Origin of the sequence: Devosia insulae DS-56, from assembly GCF_000970465.2 — a bacterium.
Classification (GTDB): Bacteria; Pseudomonadota; Alphaproteobacteria; order Rhizobiales; family Devosiaceae; genus Devosia_A; species Devosia_A insulae.
Map to the genome: position 1 here is coordinate 1 of NZ_LAJE02000090.1, position 19,097 is coordinate 19,097.

Consider the following 19,097-nt stretch of genomic DNA (forward strand, 5'->3'; position numbering starts at 1 on the left):
CCCGGCCTCCCATGAAGGGGGAGGTGCCCCGCCGGTGTGATTGGCAAAATCGGAGACAGAGTCTCGACTCTTCACCTCCCCCTTCATGGGAGGCCGGGAGGGGGCCGTCTCTCTCGGTCTGCTTACCCCCGCAAAAACTCCACCACCACCGGCGCAATCGCTTCCGGAGCCGGACCGTGTCCTTGCCCCGCCAGCGTCTTCCGGCCAGCCCCCAGCACCTTTGCCACCGCGTTCGCTCCTCCCGCCATGAACGGGAAGCTCGCGTCGCCATCCACCACCAGCACCGGCTGTGTCACCCGGTTCCAGCGCTGCGTCGTCGCCAGCCCGCCTTCCACGGCCTCCTTGCCCATGCAGAGCGCGTCGTACTCGATGGTGTGGCCGACCGGTTCCAGCATCGTCCAGAACGGGCTCTGCTTCATCGCTTCGACCTGCTCGGGCGGCATGTGGATGGAGGCGGTGAAGAAGTAGGTCAACGCCCCGGCCTTGTCGCCAGCCTCGCGGAACCCCGCCAGCTTCTCGAAATAATCCCTCGGCGGTGGTGTCCAGCTGTCGTCGACCACATAGGGCGGCTCGTACAGCACGAGTTTATCGACCGGCAGGCCGGACTGCGCGGCTTCGAGCGCCAGCGCGCAGCCGGACGAGGCGCCATAGAGCGAGGCGCGCCCGCCCGCCACGGCAATCAGCGCCGCGATGTCCTCGACTTCGCGGGCCACCGCATAGGGCAGGGTGTCGCCACTCTCGCCGCGGCCGCGACGGTCGTAGTTGATCACGCTGAAGCCGGCCTCCGCCAGCAGTCGCGCCAGCTCAGGCGTCTGCTGGTCGATGGCGCGATATTGCGTTGCGCCGGCGATGAGGATGATGGCCGGGCCGGCGCCGATTTTGGCGTAGCCGATGACGGTCCCGTCCCTGGAAACGGTGCTGCTCACGTCAAATCTCCTGAGGGTGTTTAGTCCTGGCGCTCGTCGTGCCGGGCGAGAAACTCGCGCACGGCGTCCCAGAACAGCGGTTTGTTGACGGCCTCGTGGCCGACATTGGCGATGATCGAGAGCTCGCCGGCGCCGAGGTGCCGGTAGAGCCGGTTGGCTTCCTCGGCGCCACCCAGGTGATCGCGGTCGCCCATGATCACCAGCGTCGGCGCCGAGATCGAGGCCAGCTGGCGCTCGCTGTAACTGGGCAGGGTGAGCCACAGCTCGGAAATCTGGCTGAGGAACGCCTTCCAGTAATCCGGACCATAGTGATGCATATGCGTCACCTTGATCTGCTCGAAATACGGGCCGTATTCGGCCGCCACGCGGTCGAAATCGACCTTGCCCGGCGCCGGAAAGCCCCAGCCGTGCAACCCCTCGAGATAGGCTTCGGTCGGCCGGCTGATCGTGCCGCCCAGCACCAGTGCCCCGGCCTTGCCGGGATGTCGCAGCCCGAACTCAAGCGCCGTCTGGCCCCCGTCGCTATAGCCGATGATCAGCGGCTTCTTGAGCCCGAGCGTCGCGATGAAGCCGGCGACATCGTCGGCGAACTGCGCGTAGCTCATCTTCTGGGCGGGGTTGTTGGTCCTGCCGTGCCCTCGCGTATCGAGCGCCAAGACGCGGTAGCGGTCGGCCAGCCGCGGCATTGCTTCGCCCCAGGAGTCGGCGGTCGCCGTGCCCCCGTGCAGCAGCAGCAGCGGCTGCCCGCGGCCTTCCTCGAGGTAGTGCACCTCGAGGTCGCCGATCATCACGCTGTGCGATTTGGCGCTCATTGCTCGTCGAGCCACTTTCCCATCAGGTCGATGATGTAATTGGTGCCCGCCTCGCGATCGGCCATCTTGTCGAGCCCGTCGAGGAAGGCGCCATCTTCCTTGACCACCATGCGGGTTCCGGCGCCATCCGGGAAGAACTCGACGGTCGCCAGCGACACCGAAATGCGCGCGCCATTCTTCAGCATCTCGTAGGTGTAAATGATGCGGTTGTCCGGCACGAGGTCGCGATAGGTGACGTCGAACACATAGGTGTCGCCGCCCATCTCCGCCTCGTTGAACTCGCGTCCGCCGATGCGGAAGTCGAACACGTCCTTCGGCTTGTCGGGGCTCGGCGAGCCGAACCATTGGCGCTTGAATTCAGGGTTGGACCAGGCAGAGTACACCTTGCTCGGCGCGTGCTTGTACTTGCGTTCGACGGTGAAGCTGCCATGGGCGATGGAACGTTCAGTCATTTGGGTTTCCTCTTCTAGGCTTGGTTGATGACGTTGAATTCGAGGTGGGTGACGCCGGGCGAAGCCGCGACCACCCTGCTGCGGGCGAGCTCGATCTGAGCATCGCCAAGCTTGTCGAACAGCCGCGTACCGCCGCCGAGCAGCACGCTGACCACCTGGACGCGGATCACGTCGGCGAGGCCGGCGCGCAGCACCTGCTGCGCTGCCGAGGCCCCCATCACCACGACATCCTTGTCGCCCGCCGCGGCCGTGGCCTGCCGCACCGCGCTCTCCACTCCATCGGTGACGAAGCGGAAGCTGGCGCTTTTCATCGGCTGCTCGGGCTTGGGGTTGTGGGTGAGGACGAACGAGGGCACCGGGTAGGGCGTATCGTTCCAGTGCTGCAGCCCCACATCATAGGTGCGCCGACCGACGAGCGTCGCGCCGACCGTGCTGAAAGCCAGATCGATCTCGGCCGCGTCCTGGGCCTCGGTGCTGCTGTAACTGCCATCGCCGGCCTTGGTGCCGCCGCCGGCGAACATCCATTCGTGCAGGCGCTCTCCGCCCACTCCCATGCCGTCGCGAACCGAAACGTTCGGACCCGCCACGTAGCCATCGAGCGACATCGAAAAACTCAACACAACTTTGGCCATTCGATCCTCCTGGGCAAAGCCCGCCCGTTGCCGGAAACGCTGCTTCCGGCCGATTGTCTCAGATCTGTCGTTCATGACGCGCTGGGAGGCGCGCTACTTCGCCGGCTTGTCCAGGCCGCTGGGCAGTGCGTCGAGGAACGCCCCCAGCCGATCCAGCCGGTGCTCCCAGCCGATGCGTCGATCATTGATCCACTTCTCGGCCATGCTCAGCGCTCCCGTGTCGATGGTGCAGGTCCGCACCCGTCCCACCTTCTGCGTCGTCACCAGCCCGCTCTGTTCCAGCACTTGCAGGTGCTGCACGATGGCGGGCAGGCTCATCTTGAACGGCTCGGCCAGCTCGCTGACCGATGCGGATCCCCGGCTCAGTCGTTCGATCATCCGCCGCCTGGTGGGGTCGGCCAATGCCTGGAACATGAGATCGAGGGGCTCTGTCTCTTGGTTAAGCATGGTCTTAAGTATAGCCGCACAGCCGTGCTGTCAATACCTAAGTGAATGCTTAAGTGATTTTCAGGGCGAGGAGAGGCTGACCGCCGCGACGGTCCAATCCGTGCCTGGCTGGCTGTCGAGCCGCTCCACCCGGACCAGCGCAGCGGGGCCGCCGAGCTGGCCGAAATAGGTGGCAAACGCCGAGTCCGCGGCGTCGCGGCCGATGGCGATGCGCACCAGCCCATCGATAGGGCAGCGCCGCGTCGCGTCGAACAGGTACCAGCGGCCATCGAGATAGGCCTCGAACACGGCATGGAAATCCTGCGGGGTGAGATCGTAGGCATAAGCCGACACGAACCGGGCAGGGATGCCGAGGGCGCGGGCGAAGGTGATGCCGAGGTGCGCGAAGTCGCGGCACACCCCAGCCCTGAGGGTGAAGGTGTCATAGGCCGAGGTGCTGCCGTCGCTCGAGCCCTCGAGGTAATCGACGTTCTCGTAGATCCAGTTGCAGATTGCCGTCACCGTTTCGTAGCCATTGGCGTTGCCGAACTGCCGCCAGGCGAAGCGCCCCAGTTTGTCCGACTGGCAGTAGCGGCTGGGCGACAGGTGGGTGATCACCTCGAACGGCAGCTCGGCGATCGGCACCTGCGGGATCAGCGCGGGGTCGCCGAAATACGGCCTTGTCTCGACCGTGGCGCTGTAGCTGATCAGGTGCTGCCCGGCATTGAGCTTCAGCCGGCGGTAACGGTTGCCGGTCTCCGGCACGATGTGGGACTCGGCGGGCACGCCGCTCGAAATGCTGAACTGCTCGTCGAGCACTTCCTGTCCTTCGCCATGCTGCGCTTCGACATTGAGGATCAGCGTTGTCTCTTCCGAGACATCGTACTGGATCTCGCAACCCACCGAAAATCGCATCGTCGCTCCTGCTGTGCCCGCCACCGGAATTCTCCCGGCCGGTGGAAGGTTGCATTGAACAGAGTTCGGGGCCGGGCGCTACGACCATCGTCGCACGGCGGGTGAAAGCTATTGTGTCGCTGCCGGGAGTGGGTACTGCTCTCGCCTCGACAAATCTTGCTTTGCAAATCGTGTTTGGGGAGAGCGTGGGAATGGCCGGCAGCGTCAGGTGGGGAATTTTGGCAACCGGCTGGATTGCCGAGCAGTTCGTGAAGGATCTGAACCAGCACGGCCACAAGGTGACCGCAGTCGGCTCGCGCAGCCAGGCGAGCGCCGACAAGTTCGCCGCCGAGTTCGGCATCCCCAAGGCGCATGGCAGCTACGAGGCGCTCTGTGCCGATCCCAATGTCGACGCCATCTACGTCGCGACGCCGCACCCGATGCATGCCGACAATGCCAAATTGGCGCTCGATCGCGGCAAGCACGTGCTGATCGAGAAGGCTTTCACCGTCAACGCCCGCGAGGCGCAGGAGATCGTCGATCTTGGCGCCAGCAAGGGGCTGGTTGTGCTCGAGGCGATGTGGACCCGCTTCCTGCCGCATATGCTGCGGATACGCGAGATCGTCCGCTCCGGCGTCCTCGGTGAAATCCGCTCGGTGGTCGCCGACCACACGCAGGATCTGTCGGACGACCCGGCCCACCGGCTCAATGCGCTGGAACTGGGCGGTGGTGCGCTGCTCGATCTGGGCATCTACCCGATCTCGTTCACCTTCGACGTGCTCGGCGTGCCCAAAACCATCGCCGCGACTGCGCGGCTCAAGGAAACCGGCGCCGACGGCACCGTCGCGACCATGTTCACCTACGAGTCCGGCGCCATCGCGCTGACGCTGTCGGGCAGCGACACCGCCGGGCGCAACATCGCCACTATCCACGGCACCGAGGGTCGCATCGAGATCGACAAGGTCTGGTACACCCCCACCAGCTTCCGTCGCTACGACGCCAGCAACAGCGTGGTCGAGGAGTATGTGTCGAAGGTCGAGGGCCGTGGCATGCAGTACCAGGCTGCCGAGCTCGAACGCCTCGTCGCCGAAAAGCAGACCGCCGGCACCATCCTCTCACCCTCGGAGAGCGTCGCCATCATGGCCTGCCTCGACACCATCCGGCAGCAGATCGGGCTCAAATACCCGACCGAGTGATCCGCCTTTCCCTGTTCGATCTCACATTCGGAGGAAACTGATGAAATATCGCTATCTCGGCCGCAGCGGCCTGTTGGTCTCGCGCCTTTGCCTGGGCACCATGACGTTCGGCAATTCGCAGTGGGGCTGCGACCAGGAAACCTCGAGCGCCATCGTCAAACGCTTTGTCGAGGGCGGCGGCAACTTCATCGATACCGCCAACGGCTATTCGGGCGGCGCCTCGGAGACCATGCTCGGCGTGGCGCTGAAAGATCACAGCCGCGACCAGCTGGTGATCGCCACCAAATGCTGGTTCCCGGCCGACACGGCGGTGACCTCGCGCGGGCTGAGCCGCAAGCACATCGTCGAAGCCTGCGAGAAGAGCCTCAAGCGGCTCGATACCGACTATATCGACCTCTACCAGTTCCACGGGCCGGATCCCTACACCCCGATCGAAGAGAGCCTCCGCGCCGCCGACGATCTGATCCGCGCCGGCAAGATCCGCTATCTCGGCTGCTCGAACTTTTATGGCTGGCAGATCGCCAAGACCAACGGCGTCGCCGCCCTCATGGGTTATGAGCCGCTGGTTTCGGCCCAGCACCTCTACAACCTCGTCCGTCGCGACATCGAGCGCGAGATCCTGCCGGCCTGCGACGACCAGGGCCTCGGCATGATCTGCTGGAGCCCGCTCGCCGCCGGCATGCTCACCGGCAAGTATCGCGACCAGGATAAGCCCGACGAGAAATCCCGCATCGGCCAGCAGGCGGCGATCACCCTGCCGCGCTACTGGTTCGAGGATTCGCTGAAGATGATCGACAAGGTCGTCGAAGTGGCAGGCCGCCTTGGCCGTACCCCGAGCCAGGTGGCGCTAAGCTGGCTGCTCGGCGATCCGAGGGTCACCGCCGCCATCATCGGCGCCCGCCGCGTCGACCAGGTCGCCGAAAACCTCGACGCCGGCGATTTCGACCTGCCGGCCGAGGTGCGTCAGGAACTCACCGACGCCATGCCGCTGAAGCTCGGCTACCCCTACGAGTGGATGAACACCAACCTGCCGGGGACGTTCGGCAAGGCGGAGCTGGAGCCGACGCACACGCAGCGGCTGCCTTAACCACGGACGGCGCAGATGTCGCCTTCTCCCCTTGTGGGAGAAGGTGCCCGAAGGGCGGATGAGGGGTATCTCTCCGCGTACAGGGTCGCTCGTCGCTTGCGCTCCGACCGCGCTACACTTCGTTGCGCGGACCCCTCATCCGGCCTTCGGCCACCTTCTCCCACAAGGGGAGAAGGCAGGGTGCGTCACTGCCGGCGCTAATTCCAGTCCGGCTCCCCAGCAAACCGGTGCCCGCTGATCCAGTCCTGATCCAGCTCCACCCCGAGCCCCGGCGCCATCGACACCTGCATCTTGCCGTCCTTGACCTGCAGCGGATTGGGCGACGCCCACGCGAGACCATCCGCCCGCCGGGTGCACTCGATGCGTGGGCAGTTGAACACCGACGCCGCCAGCTGCTGGCTCGCCGCGTTCATCAGCAGCCCGCTGACATTGTGCAGCGTGATCGGCGTGCGATACAGCGCCGCCAGGTCAGCGATCGCCTTTGTGCCGGTGATGCCGCCCGAGCTGATGATGTCGGGCTGCAGGCAATCAACCGCCTGGTGCTGGAGGAACGGCAGCGCCCCCTCGGGCAACTCGATATTCTCGCCGGTCATGATCGGGATACTGGTTGAACGCCGCAGCGCCAGCCAGTTCTCCGAAAAGCCCGGCTGCAGCGGGTCTTCGTAGTAGATCGGCTTGATCGCCTCCACTGCGTCGGCCACCGCGATGGCGCTCGGCGCATCGAGTTCGTTATGGCAATGGACGATGATGTCGATCTCCTCGCCCAGGTGCTCGCGCGCCAGTTCGTAGGACCGTCCGATCTTCCGAATGTCACCCGGCGACAGGCTTGGTGCGTATTCCTGCATTGGTATGCCGATGGCGTCGTGGATATCGACCTTGAAGGTCTTGAAGCCGTGCGGATCGGATTTCAGGTCGGCGGCGGCTTCGGCCCAGGCGCCGGCATCGGTCAAATCGAAATGCGGACAATGCGAGTAGAGCTCGAGCTCAGTGCGGAAGGCGCCGCCGAGCAGCTTGTGCACCGGCTGGTCGAGCAGTTTCCCCGCCAGATCCCACAGCGCCATGTCCAGCCCCGAGCAGATCATGATGTGCGCCGGGCGCTGCCGGTAGGCGTAGAACAGGTTGTGGTGGTGCACCCCGATATCGAGCGGATCCTTGCCGATCAGCTGCAGGTGCGGCAGCCGCGCGCCGCCCTCGGCATGGGTGAGCAGTGCCGCCCGCACCAGGTCGCCATCGAGGTCGCCGCACTCGCCATAGCCGGAAATGCCGGCATCGGTATCGATGCGGACGAGGCAGAACCCGCTGTCGAGCCGCAGCGCCGTTATTGCGGTGATCCGCGCCTGTCCGCGATCCCCCTCGGACAGATGACCCACAGCCGACATCCAAAACTCCCTCCGTTTGCCGCTCTCTATAGCGGGGGAGGGGGCTATGGTGAAGTGAGCCAGGCGCCAGCAGCGCTGTGGTCAGCCGAGCTTCGCCAGCTCAGCTTTCATCGGTCTCGCCAGGTCCTCGACAGGCTGCCATTCGATGCCGGGTTGTGTGCACAGGCCGGTGGCGTGACCGCCCAGCCACTGCTCGTAACCACCAGTCTGCAGTGTCGCAAACGGCAGCCATGTCGCTCCCTCTTCCGGCGTCACCAGCGCTTCGCCACAGAGCAGCAGCTGCTGGTTGCCGTCGGCATTGGTGAGAATGCCGGCACGGACCGCACGGAAGTCCGTCGGCGGCGGGGTCTGGTGGGCGCGGAAGTCAGCAACCGAAGCGGCCACGAGTTCCTCCACTGTCTTCGGCGAGCTCACTGGCTGCGCTTGCGCCAACAGCAACGCTGCCACCGCCAGCATCTTGAACATTGATCCCTCCAACTCCCGAAGCGCGGCGTCACACTATACAAACGTCGCCGCTGGAAAAGTCCCTGGTTTTCCCCAACGCCCGGGAGCCGTCGATCGTGTGTTGATTAAATCGACTGAGTTAGTAGTCTATCCGTACGGACGTTTTGCGTCGTGAAACCAGGCCACGGGGGAAACACGCGAATGAACGAAGCGCATCCACGCCTCCCCATTCTCATCGTCGGCGGTGGCGCCAGCGGCGTGCCGCTCGCCGCGCACCTGTTGCGCAGCGCCGCCGATATCCGCGTCACGCTGGTCGAGAAGCGCCCGAGCCTCGGCCGCGGCGTCGCCTATTCGACCCGCCAGCTCGACCATGTGCTGAACGTCGCCGCCACGGGCATGAGCGCCTATGCCGATGATCCCGATCACTTCTGGCGCTGGCTCCGTGACCACAGACTGGTAACCGAAGCCGAACGCTTCGTCTTCGTGCCGCGCCGCCACTATGGCAGTTACCTCGCAGATGTGCTGGCCGAAGTCGAAGCCACGGCGCCGGGATCCCGGATATCCGGGTGCTGTGCGCGGAGCTGGCGAAGCGCGTGCTGGGCGAAGCGGCCGCCAGAGCTTTCGGGTAGTCGCCCTTTGGCTGAGCCTCAGTTTCTCGACGCCTTCTGCGTCCACATCCCGAGCCGATTGGTCACGGCGACGAGGAAGGAGATCGACCACCCGACCATGATGATGCCGCTGAGCCCCTCGAGCGACGCGAAGAACTGCCACGGCTCCTCGGTCTGCACCACACCGCCGCCGATCGTCGTGAACGTCGCGGCCGAAAAGTAGAGCGCGGTGTGCACCGAGTCGATCGCGCCGGTGACCACATAGATCGCGGCGTAGACGGCGATCTGCACCAGGTGCAGCACGAACAGCAGATACACCACGAGCCCCATGATGGTGATCTGCCACGTCTGCGCCATCCCCTCCGGCCGTGCGCTGAGCCGCGCAACCAGCCGCGAGATCAGGCTCAATCCGGCGATCTGAATCAGCACCGCCGCCGTGAGGCCCACGGCCAACCAGCCGAGCTGCAACAGAATGAGATCGGTCACTGAGCCCTCCGGGGACGATCATTATCCATTGCCATAGAGGATAGCGAACCCGACGAGCGCTGTCCGCCTCGAATGCCAATGGCACGTGTCGTACGCTGAAGCCGGAGGAGGACAAGAATTGGCGCGCCCAAGGGGAATCGAACCCCTGTTCCCGCCGTGAGAGGGCGGTGTCCTGACCGCTAGACGATGGGCGCGGAGGAACTCTTTATCGGCGATGAGCGCCGTACCGTCAACCACTGGCCCATGAGGGGAGAGTGGCGCGCCCTAGGGGAGTCGAACCCCTCTCTGCACCGTGAAAGGGTGCCGTCCTAACCGATAGACGAAGGGCGCCGCGGTGGCGTCCGTATAGGGAGGTTCATTCGGGCTGGCAAGGGTGTTTTTCGAAGAAGCACGCGCTTATGTCAGCCCCTGTGGAAGGTCAGCAGCCCGAGAAGGTGACGGGCTTCTTCCAGCCGCGCGGCCGGTCGCGCACGTCGACATGGATGAAGCCGCGGCCCGGGTAGCAGCCGAGGCCGCCGACCTGCTCGTTGCGCAGGGCGAAGGCGACGAGCTGGCCCTTGGAAACGCCGGGGATGAAGAAATCCACCGCCATGCAGCGCATGTGGTAGCTCGAATCCTCGCCGCCGCCGATGATATTGCGGATCGGATCGCGATAGCCGGAATTGACCACGATCCTCTTTCCGAACTTGCGCTCGAACGAGGAAATCACCGATCGCAGTTTTGGCGAGATGCAGGAATTGTCGACATCGGTCGACGACAGGAACATGCCGGCCCGCTGTACGTAGCCCTTGTAGGAGTCGCCGCCACCGCCGCCGCCCAAGAAGAAGCAGCCACTCAGCAGCAGGGCGCTCGCGAGCACCGCAATCAGTCGGATCATTCGTCACTTCCCATGCCGCGCGTCAGGGCGGTAGCAGAACGCCGGCCCTTGCCCGGCCGGCGCTCGCGAGGAAGCTACAAAGTCTTGGCTAACCGCCGGCTAAGCCGATTGGTTAGCAGCCGGTTACCTCAGGGGTTACCGGACGGTACCCCTTGGGGGGTTACCAGGCGCCGGTGTTCGGCATCGACAGCCACGGCTCGGCCGGCGCGAGGGCGGCGCCTTCCTGCAGGATCTCGACCGAGATGTTGTCGGGCGAGCGGACGAACGCCATGCGGCCGTCGCGGGGCGGGCGGTTGATGGTGTAGCCGAGCTTCTGCATATGGGCGCAGAACTCGTAGATGTTGGCGACCTCATAGGCGAGGTGGCCAAAATTACGGCCGCCGGTATAGACCTCGGGATCCCAGTTGTAGGTGAGCTCGACCGGTGTGTCGTGCTGGCCCTTGGCGGCGAGGAAGATCAGGGTGTAGCGACCCTTCTCGTTCTCGGTGCGCCGGACTTCCTCGAGCCCGAGGCCGTCGCGATAGAATTTGAGGCTCGCATCGATGTCGGTGACCCGCACCATGGTGTGGAGATACTTCACGTCTGATCCTCCCGGAGTTTGTGCTGGGTGCGGCCTACAACGGCTGGCCGCCCGCAGCAAGTTGGACACTCGTCGGCAGCACCCCATAGGCGCCTAGTTAGGGACTTCGGTTGCCCTGATGCACGCCGCCTTAGCCGCAATGGGGTGACGCTGGGTATGCGAATGGAGGCTCTGCAAGTCCCCCAAACTCGGTGTCATCCCCGCGAAAGCGGGGAACTCCGTTTGCGATCGTGCAGCAGGCACTAAAACAGAGGTTCCCGCTTTCGCGGGAATGACCCGGTGGGTGGGGCGCGACCCTAACTTAGCGAGTGTAGGCAGCACCCGGGGTCACCGAATACCGAGCTGAATCGCCGCCGTTGCGGCCTTTCCAAAGCGGTTGCGAAAAACCCCTGACAAAATCGTAAACGCTTCTTAACTTCCCGGGCTGAATCGGACACAGTGCCTCATGTGTGGCGTACCCCGAACAGCGGCGGGGCGAGTACGAAAAGGCTTGAGGCATGGGGGCCAAGTTTACAGCCGACGGTGACGAGCCCGGGTTCCGGTCCGACGAGACCGGCCCACTCGGACAGCACCCGGCATCCGACCACGGCGGCGACGCCAATCTCGATGTCATCGAGGTGGTTGGGTCGATCAAATGGTTCGACGTTTCCAAGGGATTCGGCTTCATCGTTCCTGATGACGGTCGCCCCGATGTGCTGTTGCATGTGACCTGCCTCAGGCGCGACGGCTACCAGACCGCCTATGAGGGCTCGCGTATCGTCGTCGAGGCGCTGGCGCGGCCGGGTGGGCTGCAGGCCTTCCGTATTCTCTCGATGGACGATTCGACCGCCAAGCACCCGGCCCAAATGCCAGCGCCGCGTACTCACGTCACCGTCGAGCCGACCAGCCGCCTCGAACGTCTCGAGGTGAAGTGGTTCAACCGCATCCGCGGCTTTGGCTTCCTCTCGGCTGGCGATGGCGCTCCGGACATCTTCGTCCATATGGAAACGCTGCGCCGCTTCGGTATCACCGAACTGCGCCCCGGTCAGCACGTCCTGGTCCGCTACGGCACCGGCCCCAAGGGCCTGATGGTCGCCGAGATCCGTCCCGACGGCTGGGGCGACGCCCCGTCCTCGCACTGATCTCTCGGTCCTTCCTGCGTGGCGGGGAGGAAGTCATGTTTCGCACGGTGAGGCGGTCGCCTCCTTCGGTTATTGCGGCTGGATGAAGCCGTTGTGGCTGGAGGCGAACTTCCAGCCTTCGGCATTGCGCTTCAGCACATAGAGCTTGGTGCCCTCGAGCTCACCCTCGATCCGCGTTCCGTCGGCATGCACCGGCGTTGCCCGCACATTGACCGCGGCGACGTCATCATCGACGAACAGCACATGCTCGACCTTGTAAGTGGCGTGCACGTCGCCCAGCGCTGGGGTGAGCACCCGGCGGGTGAAGGCGTCGATCTCGTCGCGCCCGGTCAAGCGGATGCCGCCGCCCGTCACCCACACCGCATCGGGTGAGAACAGCGCGATGAAGTCATCGGGGCTGCGGTTGCGCTGCGACGCTTCAACGGCGGCAACGAAGTTATGGATGGTCTCGATATCGGCAGTCCGCTGGGCATTCATCTGGGTTTTCCTTCCGTCTGGATGCCACGCTTGTCGGACCTCAACCGCAGTTGAGGTCAATAGCTTTCGACGCTGTTTTCGAGCGCGTCTCTTGACGCTGTTCCCGAACCCGGGCCGCTCCGCTAAGCTGTCGCCAGTTCGCATTAACCCCCATGCTCCTCATGAACATCTTCCGGGCCTTGCACGGCGCCTTCGTCGCCCTTCTGCTCCTGACGCTCACCGCCTGCGCCTCCGATGACCGGCTGGTGATCGAGTCGCGCAACGGCAGCCACCCCTTCACCGTCGAAGTGGTGGATACGCCCGAGACGCGCGCCAAAGGCCTGATGTATCGGGAGGCCCTCGCACCCGATGCCGGCATGCTGTTCGATTTCAAGGAAACCCGCGAAGTCAGCTTCTGGATGAGCAATACGCTGATCCCGCTCGACATGGTGTTCATCACCGCCGAGGGGCTGGTGGCCAATGTCCACGCCAACGCCCGGCCGCTCGACCTGACCTCGATCCCCTCCGATGGCCCGGTGATGTTCGTCCTCGAAATTGCAGGCGGCCGCGCCAAGGAACTGGGCATCGCGGCCGGCGATCGCGTCGTGCACGATCGCATCAAGAACGGCGCTACAGCCGGCTGATCACCATGCAGTCGAGCACTGCCACGAGGTGGAGGCTCGCGCCCGCCACCACGAAGCCGTGCCACACCGCGTTGTGGAAGGTCAGCCGCTCCCACAGGTGGAAGATCAGCCCGACGCTGTAGCAGAGCCCGCCCGCCACCAGGAGCCACAGCGCAACGCCGGGCAGGTGCGAGGCCAGCGCCTGGAACACGAACACGCCGCTCCAGCCGATGCCGAGATAGAGGACGATCGCGCCGCGCCCGAAACGGTGCGGCACGAACAGTTTCAGCGCCATGCCGGTGAGCGCCGCGCCCCAGATCAGCAGCCCTGTGACGATGCTCGAGGGTGTTGCGCCCAGGAGCACCAGGAACGGCGTGTAGGTGCCGGCGATGAACAGGAAGATCGCTGCCTGGTCGAGCCGCGCCAGGGTGCGCTTCGCCGGCGAGGCGATCGGGCAGAGGTTGAAAGCAAGCGAAATGCTGAGCACCAGCAGCAGGCTGCCCACATAGAGCACCAGCGCCGGCAGCTCGTTCGGCGCCGTTTCATAACCGGCAAAAGCCAGCAGCACGGCGCCGAGCGCTACCGCGACGACGATGCCGATACCATGCACCACCCCGTCCGCAATCAGCTCGGGCAGGGAAAACGGGCGGCCCCGGGTCCACCAGGTGCGGGCAATCGTCGTCTCGGTCGTCACGGCGCGTCGGAGCTCTCTCAAAAAGCAAATAAGCTGTGACAATCCCGTCATCTGACTGTCACAGTCAACCCATTCCGCGCTGCGGCCGCTTGACACGTAACGCAGTTGTTACAACTGTCCGCGCACGCCATTGTTTCGGAAGACGAAATGAGTCTCGCCGACCTCTATTCTGCCCTCGCCGATCCCACCCGCCTCAGGGTGCTCGAACTGCTGCACGACCAGGCCCGCCCGGTGCATGAGCTGGCAGCCGCCTTCGCTATCAGCCGTCCGGCCATCTCCCGACACCTGAGGGTGCTGAAGGAGGCCGGGCTGGTGCAGGAGGTGAAACAGGGGCGCGAGAACCTCTATTCGTTCCAGCGCGACGAACTGAAGGCTGGCATCGCCTGGCTGGAAACGCATCAGAAGCGACCGGGCAGGGGCAAGAAGGCCGCCCTTGCGATCGCTGTCGCCCCCGAAGCTCCAGAGACGGTCGAAGCCCCGGTATTGGTTGCCGAGCCGATCATCGTGCCTGAACCGATCGCCGCAGCTCCGGTGGTTGCGCCGGAGCCCATTCTGGTCGCACCCGAGCCTGCTTCGGAACCCGTGGTCGCAGCTCCCGAACCGGCGGCTGAGCCGATCATTGTCGTCAAACCCAGGGCACCGGCCAAGCCGCGCGTCGCCAAGCCCAAGGCCGAAGCGGAACCGGTCGCACCGCCGCCGCCCAAGCAGACCCCGCAACTGTCGTTCTTCGACCTGTAGGCGATCGTCCGAGCGGCTTTCACCCAGCGTCTGCGGCTGAGTTCGCCACCAGAGACGCCCCAAACGCGATGTCATCCCGGCGAAGGCCGGGACCCATCCTGAGATGCTTCGGCTCTACGCAGCCGCGCCACCTCTCGCGGACGGGGGCGAAGCCCTCGACCCGAAATTAGGATCGTGCCGCACCCACCGGGTCATTCCCGCGAAAGCGGGAACCTCTGTTTTTCTTGGCCTTTGCACGATCGCAAACGGAGTTCCCCGCTTTCGCGGGGATGACACCGAGTTTGGTGGGCGTGCAGCGCCTCGGTTCGCGTCCCGGGGACAGAGCCCTTACTTCGCTCCCCTCACGGTCCCGGCAACACCTCGTCGATGCGCCCGGTGAGGTAATACCCCAGCAGCCCCGACCATTCGCGCAGCGCGAGGCTGCTCACCGAGACGTTCTCGGTCGATTGGTCCGGCTTGATCCGCACCCCCTCGGCGCCGCTCGCCAGATAGTCCGCCGGCCATGGGACAACAGGGAAATCGGCCTTGCGGAACAGCCCCACGGCGCGCGGCATGTGGAAGGCCGAAGTCACCAGCAGCCAGGTCTCCCCATCGCTGACCTTCGCCAATTGCCTCGCGAACTGCGCATTCTCCTCGGTGTTGCGCGACTGGTCATCCATCAGGATGCGCTCGGGCGCGATGCCGAAGGCTTCGAAGAATCGTTTGCCCGCCACCGCTTCCGGTTCCTGCTGCACCAGCGCTGCCGGTCCGCCGGCGATGACGACCCTGGCGCTCGGGTGCCGCAGCGCCAGCCGCAACGCCTCGACGAACCGGTCGCCCGAGCGGTTGAGCTCGTAGCCGCCGCGCACCGTGTTCACCTCGCCATCCATGCCGCCACCCAGCACCACGATGCCATCGACCTGCGCCGGCTCCTCCGGGCGCTCGAACCGCTGCTCGAGTGGCGTGATCAGCATGTAGCCGAAAGTGGTGAAGCAGCAGAGGAACAGCAGCAGCAGGGCCAGCCCGACCAGCACCCGCGAGATCCACCGCCGCCTGAGCCAGCTCAGCGCCAACCCCGCCACCAGCAGCAGCACCACCAGCGATAGCGGCTGTACCAGCAGCCAGAAGATCCGGGTGAGATAGGGGAACAGGGCAGGGTCCTCGCGTATCGCATCCACCCTGCCATCGTCGCCGGGAGTCGGCAAACCCGAGGCCTGACAATCGAGTCCGATTGCGCTACACCCCCGCCACGGCCTCGTAGCTCAGGGGATAGAGCAGCAGCCTTCTAAGCTGTTGGTCGCAGGTTCGAATCCTGCCGAGGTCGCCACCAATCGACAAGCTGCGTTCGTCGCGCCGCTGATCAGGCAATTTCCCAGTGCAACCAGCGACACACCGACCTTGGTCGGGATTGTGGCAGCGGCGGGCATGGCGACTATTGCCATGCCCGACACTGCGTCCACACTCGCTATCGGGTGGGCCGGGTGCTGTCCGCAATCGGGCGGCATCCGGTTCCCCTGTTTGGCGCTTAATGTTTGCGCCAGACCTGTACGTCTTCATCGGCGACGAGCCGCAGCCCGTCGCTGTTTTCCACATAGACCGACGCCGTCTCGCCCAGCGCCCGCAGCATCCGCGCCGCAAACAGCGCGTCGGAGATGGCCTCGTCGCGCTGCGTGTAGGGGCGCGGGCCCGATGACGTGTTGAGATCGCGGCCCGGGCTGGCGATGCGCCAGCCGGCGCCGTCGTGCCGCACGAGAATTCTCACCGTCGTCATGACCTGCTCTCCGATCGGGCCCTGAACGCCCAAATGCGGCTCGTGGTTGCGTCACCGCGACGAGACAAGTGCACGGCATAGCCCATGCGCTGTTGCCCCGGCGTGATGCAACTGTTGTGCAGGGCCGCGAATGGGCTGCAGGGTAGGTGGTGCTAGGGCCGGAAGCCGCGCCCCAGCAGCAGGTGGTAGGTGGCGAGCTCATAGCCGAAACGTTCGGCGACAACTGGCCCCAGATCCTCGACGCTGTCGAAATACTTGGCGAATCGGTCCGGCGTCGGGCTGCCGGGAACGACGATGATCGCGGTTTTGCCAGCATCGTCCTTGCCCTCGCGCCACAGCCGGATCTGGTCGGTATGCCCTTCGAGGGTCACGAGATTCTCATCGGTACCCATGCCGAAGGCGAGCCGGGCGGCATGGGTATAGAGCGTCGTGACGACCAACTCGGCGCCATGCTCCTCGACAGCGCTCTTGGTAGCAGCGCCCAGCTGATCCTGGCCGAAGGTAATCGTTGCTTCGCCATCGCTGATGCCGAGGAACTGCGTCGGGATCGGCGCCGCCAGGTAGTAGAGCGTCGCCAGAAGCGCGAACAGCGCGCCCCAGATCAGGTGCAGCCGGACGGTCCAGCGCCAGCGGATGTAGAGCGGCGCGACCAAGAGGAACGGCAGGAAGCTGAGCACCATCCAGTGCGGGCTCACCTGCCGGCTGATCGCCCCCCATCCCGCCAGCGGCAGGAAGATGAGGGTGGAGACCAGCGCCGTGCCGCGCGCGATCAGCAGGTATCCCTTCTGCGGCCCGTCCGGCAGCTTGCCGAACAGGAAGCGGATGAAGCCGGGCATCAGGAAAGGCGAGACGATCAGCGCCGAGTAGATGATCAGCCGCACCAGCGTGAACGGCGTGAACAGGTCGGCATCCTTGATCAACCGCTCTTCGGCGTGGAACTCGAGGCTGGCAAGGCGATGCTCCGAATTCCACAGGATCACCGGCAGGGTCATCGCCAGAGTGAGCGCGCCGGCGAGGTAGAGGTGCGGGGAGCGGAAGGCTCGCCGTAACCCCGGCTCGGCGATGAGCACCACCAGCATGCCGCCCGCAAGGAGCACGGCGTTGTACTTGCTGAGCGCAGCGAGCCCCATGAACAAGGCGCCGAGGTAGAGGTGCAGCACGCGCTCGTCGCGGCGCAGCACACCGCCCAGATACTGCCCCATCTGTAACAGGCTCAGTCCCGAAAAGCAGATCAGCAGGTGGTCGGGATAGTTGAGGATGCTGAGCACGTTCAGCAGCGGCGACGCACTGTAGATCGCCAGCGTCAGCCAGAAGAATCGCTGCGGGTCCGCGGGCGCCAGCCAGCGCGCCGAGCGGTACATTCCATAGGCCAGGACCAGCGAGGTGACGACGGGCGCAAAATGTAGCCCGGCCGGCGTCCAGCCGAGCAGCAGCCGGCCGATTGCCGATGTCCAGCCGACCATCGGCGCGTGGTCGAAATACGACAGCTGCAGATGGCCGCCCCACAGCCAGTAGTATCCCTCGTCGCCACCCGGCGGCACAACCACGGCATAGGCCAGCCGCAGCAGAAAAAATCCGCCCACCGCCAGCTGCAGCGCCAGTAGATCGCGTCGCGGCGCGCGTGTTCGTGCCGACCCAGTGTCGGCAACTCCGTCTACAGCCACTTCACCCCCAAAGATGCCGCAATTTGTACTATATCGCTCAGAGAAAGCGACAAACTGCAACAGCAAATGGGCGCTTTAGATTGCGCGGGTGCTCTCGCGGACCACCAGGTCGGAGGTGAGGATGACGTGGATCGGCTCGTCCTCCGGCACCACCCCTTCGATGATGTCGATCAGCGAACTGGTCGCCATCCGGCCGATATCTTCGCGCGGCTGCCGCATGGTGGTCAGCGGCGGATCGAAGAAGCGCGCCACCGCGATATCGTCAAAGCCGATCACCGAGATGTCGCGCGGGCAGTCGATGCCGTCGAGTCGCAGTCGGTGGATCAGGCCGAGCGCCATCTCGTCATTACCTGAGAACACCGCCGTGGGCAGCTTGCCGCTGGCCAGCAGGTGCTCGGCCGCGGCGGTGCCCGACTCCATATTGTAGGTGCCGGGGAACAGCCACTCCTCGCGCACCACCAGCCCGGCCTCCTGCATCGCCTCAGCAAAGCCGATGAAGCGCTCGTTGGTCGACTGGTTGCGCGATGGCCCGATGATGTGGCCGATCTCGGTATGCCCCAGGTCCACCAGGTGCCTGATGGCCCGCTTGGCCGCCAGCCGGTTGTCGGTGATCACCGAGTGGATCTTGGCGTCGGGGATCTCGTCATAGGCGGCGACCAGCGGCAGGGCGACGCCGTCGTCGCGCAAGCCATGCAGCCGGTTGGTGTCGAGCGAGCCGTCGAACAGCAACAAGCCGTCGGCGCGGTTGGAGAGCATGTAGTCGCTGAGCCAGCGGTTGGGGTCGTCGCCGATGCGGCTCGCCACCAGCACGCTGTAGCCACGCTCGGCCGCCTCGCGGATCACCGCGTCGACAATGGTCGAATAGAACGGGTTGCCGATATTGGGCGCCGCCATCAGAATCGTCCGCGCCGCCTTGAGCCGCAGCGATCTGGCCGCCTGGTTGATGGTGTAGCCGGTGTCGCGCACCGCGGCATAAACCCGCTCGCGCGTCGTCTCCGTCACCCTTTCAGGCGAACTGAGGACACGGCTGACGGTCGCCGCAGACACACTTGCGTGACGGGCAACATCCTGAATCGTCGGTGTTTTTCTTGCCGGAACCATGAGTTCGCAGCGCTCCCTCACCGCTGCTCGCCCGCTCTGTCTAGATCGACCTTGACAGCTGCGCAAGGAATGTCTGAAACTCCTGCAATCGATTGCATTGACCTTCTGCAAGGGGTTGTGTAATCGATTACACGCAGCCAGCACCGGAGCT

General features: G+C 64.9%; 22 protein-coding genes, 3 tRNA genes and 1 pseudogene. 7 read left to right on the forward strand and 19 right to left on the reverse strand.

Annotated features, from left to right (window positions below):
- Positions 1-122: 122 nt before the first annotated feature.
- The 6 genes from VW23_RS06115 to VW23_RS06140 all read right to left on the reverse strand — a co-directional run bounded on the left by VW23_RS06115 (position 123) and on the right by VW23_RS06140 (position 4,163).
- Positions 123-926 (reverse strand): alpha/beta fold hydrolase, encoded by an 804-nt coding sequence (locus VW23_RS06115; protein ID WP_069908702.1) that lies wholly within the window; start codon positions 924-926, stop codon positions 123-125.
- 20 nt (positions 927-946) lie between these two features.
- Positions 947-1,738, reverse strand: a complete 792-nt coding sequence (locus VW23_RS06120) for an alpha/beta fold hydrolase (protein WP_069908703.1) — start codon at positions 1,736-1,738, stop codon at positions 947-949.
- Entirely contained in the window at positions 1,735-2,190 is a 456-nt protein-coding gene (locus VW23_RS06125; RefSeq protein WP_069908704.1) for an SRPBCC family protein, read from the reverse strand. The genes VW23_RS06120 and VW23_RS06125 overlap by 4 nt, the downstream gene beginning before the upstream one ends.
- A gap of 14 nt (positions 2,191-2,204) precedes the next feature.
- Positions 2,205-2,822, reverse strand: a complete 618-nt coding sequence (locus tag VW23_RS06130; protein ID WP_069908705.1) for a dihydrofolate reductase family protein — start codon at positions 2,820-2,822, stop codon at positions 2,205-2,207.
- Positions 2,823-2,915: 93 nt separating this feature from the next.
- The gene (locus VW23_RS06135; RefSeq protein WP_425285197.1) at positions 2,916-3,236 is read right to left on the reverse strand and encodes an ArsR/SmtB family transcription factor; all 321 of its coding nucleotides are present in this window, start codon (positions 3,234-3,236) and stop codon (positions 2,916-2,918) included.
- A gap of 93 nt (positions 3,237-3,329) precedes the next feature.
- Positions 3,330-4,163 carry a transglutaminase-like domain-containing protein gene (locus VW23_RS06140; protein ID WP_069908707.1) on the reverse strand — a complete coding sequence of 278 codons (834 nt, stop codon included), beginning with the start codon at positions 4,161-4,163 and terminating at the stop codon, positions 3,330-3,332.
- Positions 4,164-4,354: 191 nt separating this feature from the next.
- On the opposite strand from VW23_RS06140, the gene VW23_RS06145 reads away from it, so the two are divergent.
- Both VW23_RS06145 and VW23_RS06150 read left to right on the forward strand, forming a co-directional pair.
- Positions 4,355-5,338 carry a Gfo/Idh/MocA family protein gene (locus VW23_RS06145; protein ID WP_069908708.1) on the forward strand — a complete coding sequence of 328 codons (984 nt, stop codon included), beginning with the start codon at positions 4,355-4,357 and terminating at the stop codon, positions 5,336-5,338.
- A gap of 40 nt (positions 5,339-5,378) precedes the next feature.
- A complete protein-coding gene (locus VW23_RS06150; protein ID WP_069908709.1) occupies positions 5,379-6,425 on the forward strand; it encodes an aldo/keto reductase in 1,047 nt (348 codons plus the stop codon).
- Between the two features lie 197 nt (positions 6,426-6,622).
- On the opposite strand, the gene VW23_RS06155 is transcribed toward VW23_RS06150, so the two are convergent.
- On the reverse strand, positions 6,623-7,804 hold the full coding sequence (locus tag VW23_RS06155) for a mandelate racemase/muconate lactonizing enzyme family protein (RefSeq protein ID WP_069908710.1): 1,182 nt from the start codon (positions 7,802-7,804) through the stop codon (positions 6,623-6,625).
- An 81-nt stretch (positions 7,805-7,885) separates the two neighbouring features.
- Entirely contained in the window at positions 7,886-8,269 is a 384-nt protein-coding gene (locus tag VW23_RS06160) for a hypothetical protein (protein WP_069908711.1), read from the reverse strand.
- Between the two features lie 180 nt (positions 8,270-8,449).
- Here VW23_RS06160 and VW23_RS28160 point away from each other — a divergent pair.
- Positions 8,450-8,740, forward strand: a pseudogene (locus VW23_RS28160) (FAD/NAD(P)-binding protein); the annotation flags it as partial.
- A 155-nt stretch (positions 8,741-8,895) separates the two neighbouring features.
- Here VW23_RS28160 and VW23_RS06170 read toward each other — a convergent pair.
- The 5 genes from VW23_RS06170 to VW23_RS06190 form a co-directional block, all read right to left on the reverse strand.
- A complete protein-coding gene (locus VW23_RS06170) occupies positions 8,896-9,342 on the reverse strand; it encodes an ion channel (protein WP_069908713.1) in 447 nt (148 codons plus the stop codon).
- Between the two features lie 119 nt (positions 9,343-9,461).
- Positions 9,462-9,536: transfer RNA gene (locus tag VW23_RS06175), tRNA-Glu, on the reverse strand.
- 61 nt (positions 9,537-9,597) lie between these two features.
- A tRNA-Glu gene (locus tag VW23_RS06180) sits at positions 9,598-9,672 on the reverse strand.
- Between the two features lie 88 nt (positions 9,673-9,760).
- Positions 9,761-10,219: a YcbK family protein gene (locus VW23_RS06185; protein WP_069908714.1), complete on the reverse strand. Its 459-nt coding sequence runs from the start codon at positions 10,217-10,219 to the stop codon at positions 9,761-9,763.
- 160 nt (positions 10,220-10,379) lie between these two features.
- Complete coding sequence (locus tag VW23_RS06190) at positions 10,380-10,799, reverse strand: VOC family protein (protein WP_069908715.1); 420 nt, start codon at positions 10,797-10,799, stop codon at positions 10,380-10,382.
- Positions 10,800-11,296: 497 nt separating this feature from the next.
- On the opposite strand from VW23_RS06190, the gene VW23_RS06195 reads away from it, so the two are divergent.
- On the forward strand, positions 11,297-11,920 hold the full coding sequence (locus VW23_RS06195; protein WP_082533190.1) for a cold-shock protein: 624 nt from the start codon (positions 11,297-11,299) through the stop codon (positions 11,918-11,920).
- A 69-nt stretch (positions 11,921-11,989) separates the two neighbouring features.
- Here the strand turns inward: VW23_RS06195 and VW23_RS06200 are convergent, their stop codons facing one another.
- Positions 11,990-12,397 (reverse strand): SgcJ/EcaC family oxidoreductase, encoded by a 408-nt coding sequence (locus VW23_RS06200; RefSeq protein ID WP_069908716.1) that lies wholly within the window; start codon positions 12,395-12,397, stop codon positions 11,990-11,992.
- 152 nt (positions 12,398-12,549) lie between these two features.
- Between VW23_RS06200 and VW23_RS06205 the strand changes: the two genes are divergently transcribed.
- Complete coding sequence (locus VW23_RS06205; protein WP_244513408.1) at positions 12,550-13,020, forward strand: DUF192 domain-containing protein; 471 nt, start codon at positions 12,550-12,552, stop codon at positions 13,018-13,020.
- Here VW23_RS06205 and trhA read toward each other — a convergent pair.
- Positions 13,007-13,693, reverse strand: a complete 687-nt coding sequence (trhA, locus tag VW23_RS06210) for a PAQR family membrane homeostasis protein TrhA (RefSeq protein WP_069908717.1) — start codon at positions 13,691-13,693, stop codon at positions 13,007-13,009. The two genes, VW23_RS06205 and trhA, sit on opposite strands and share 14 nt — an antisense overlap.
- Before the next feature lie 147 nt (positions 13,694-13,840).
- Between trhA and VW23_RS06215 the strand changes: the two genes are divergently transcribed.
- Entirely contained in the window at positions 13,841-14,431 is a 591-nt protein-coding gene (locus VW23_RS06215) for an ArsR/SmtB family transcription factor (protein WP_069908718.1), read from the forward strand.
- Between the two features lie 341 nt (positions 14,432-14,772).
- Here VW23_RS06215 and VW23_RS06220 read toward each other — a convergent pair whose 3' ends face one another.
- Entirely contained in the window at positions 14,773-15,588 is an 816-nt protein-coding gene (locus VW23_RS06220; RefSeq protein WP_244513409.1) for a YdcF family protein, read from the reverse strand.
- A 73-nt stretch (positions 15,589-15,661) separates the two neighbouring features.
- Here VW23_RS06220 and VW23_RS06225 point away from each other — a divergent pair.
- A tRNA-Arg gene (locus tag VW23_RS06225) sits at positions 15,662-15,737 on the forward strand.
- Between the two features lie 198 nt (positions 15,738-15,935).
- Here VW23_RS06225 and VW23_RS06230 read toward each other — a convergent pair.
- The 3 genes from VW23_RS06230 to VW23_RS06240 form a co-directional block, all read right to left on the reverse strand.
- Positions 15,936-16,181: a hypothetical protein gene (locus tag VW23_RS06230; protein ID WP_069908719.1), complete on the reverse strand. Its 246-nt coding sequence runs from the start codon at positions 16,179-16,181 to the stop codon at positions 15,936-15,938.
- 152 nt (positions 16,182-16,333) lie between these two features.
- Entirely contained in the window at positions 16,334-17,764 is a 1,431-nt protein-coding gene (locus VW23_RS06235) for an ArnT family glycosyltransferase (RefSeq protein ID WP_069908720.1), read from the reverse strand.
- Positions 17,765-17,920: 156 nt separating this feature from the next.
- Entirely contained in the window at positions 17,921-18,946 is a 1,026-nt protein-coding gene (locus VW23_RS06240) for a LacI family DNA-binding transcriptional regulator (RefSeq protein WP_069908721.1), read from the reverse strand.
- Between the last annotated feature and the right edge of the window lie 151 nt (positions 18,947-19,097).

Bases quoted from the DNA above. Each gene is read 5' to 3' on its own strand.
- VW23_RS06120 (WP_069908703.1), bottom strand. From the start codon at position 1,738: ATGAGCGCCAAATCGCACAGCGTGATGATCGGCGACCTCGAGGTGCAC.
- VW23_RS06125 (WP_069908704.1), bottom strand. From the start codon at position 2,190: ATGACTGAACGTTCCATCGCCCATGGCAGCTTCACCGTCGAACGCAAG.
- VW23_RS06130 (WP_069908705.1), bottom strand. From the start codon at position 2,822: ATGGCCAAAGTTGTGTTGAGTTTTTCGATGTCGCTCGATGGCTACGTG.
- VW23_RS06135 (WP_425285197.1), bottom strand. From the start codon at position 3,236: ATGTTCCAGGCATTGGCCGACCCCACCAGGCGGCGGATGATCGAACGA.
- VW23_RS06140 (WP_069908707.1), bottom strand. From the start codon at position 4,163: ATGCGATTTTCGGTGGGTTGCGAGATCCAGTACGATGTCTCGGAAGAG.
- VW23_RS06145 (WP_069908708.1), top strand. From the start codon at position 4,355: ATGGCCGGCAGCGTCAGGTGGGGAATTTTGGCAACCGGCTGGATTGCC.
- VW23_RS06150 (WP_069908709.1), top strand. From the start codon at position 5,379: ATGAAATATCGCTATCTCGGCCGCAGCGGCCTGTTGGTCTCGCGCCTT.
- VW23_RS06155 (WP_069908710.1), bottom strand. From the start codon at position 7,804: ATGTCGGCTGTGGGTCATCTGTCCGAGGGGGATCGCGGACAGGCGCGG.
- VW23_RS06160 (WP_069908711.1), bottom strand. From the start codon at position 8,269: ATGTTCAAGATGCTGGCGGTGGCAGCGTTGCTGTTGGCGCAAGCGCAG.
- VW23_RS06185 (WP_069908714.1), bottom strand. From the start codon at position 10,219: ATGATCCGACTGATTGCGGTGCTCGCGAGCGCCCTGCTGCTGAGTGGC.
- VW23_RS06195 (WP_082533190.1), top strand. From the start codon at position 11,297: ATGGGGGCCAAGTTTACAGCCGACGGTGACGAGCCCGGGTTCCGGTCC.
- VW23_RS06200 (WP_069908716.1), bottom strand. From the start codon at position 12,397: ATGAATGCCCAGCGGACTGCCGATATCGAGACCATCCATAACTTCGTT.
- VW23_RS06205 (WP_244513408.1), top strand. From the start codon at position 12,550: ATGCTCCTCATGAACATCTTCCGGGCCTTGCACGGCGCCTTCGTCGCC.
- VW23_RS06215 (WP_069908718.1), top strand. From the start codon at position 13,841: ATGAGTCTCGCCGACCTCTATTCTGCCCTCGCCGATCCCACCCGCCTC.
- VW23_RS06230 (WP_069908719.1), bottom strand. From the start codon at position 16,181: ATGACGACGGTGAGAATTCTCGTGCGGCACGACGGCGCCGGCTGGCGC.
- VW23_RS06240 (WP_069908721.1), bottom strand. From the start codon at position 18,946: ATGGTTCCGGCAAGAAAAACACCGACGATTCAGGATGTTGCCCGTCAC.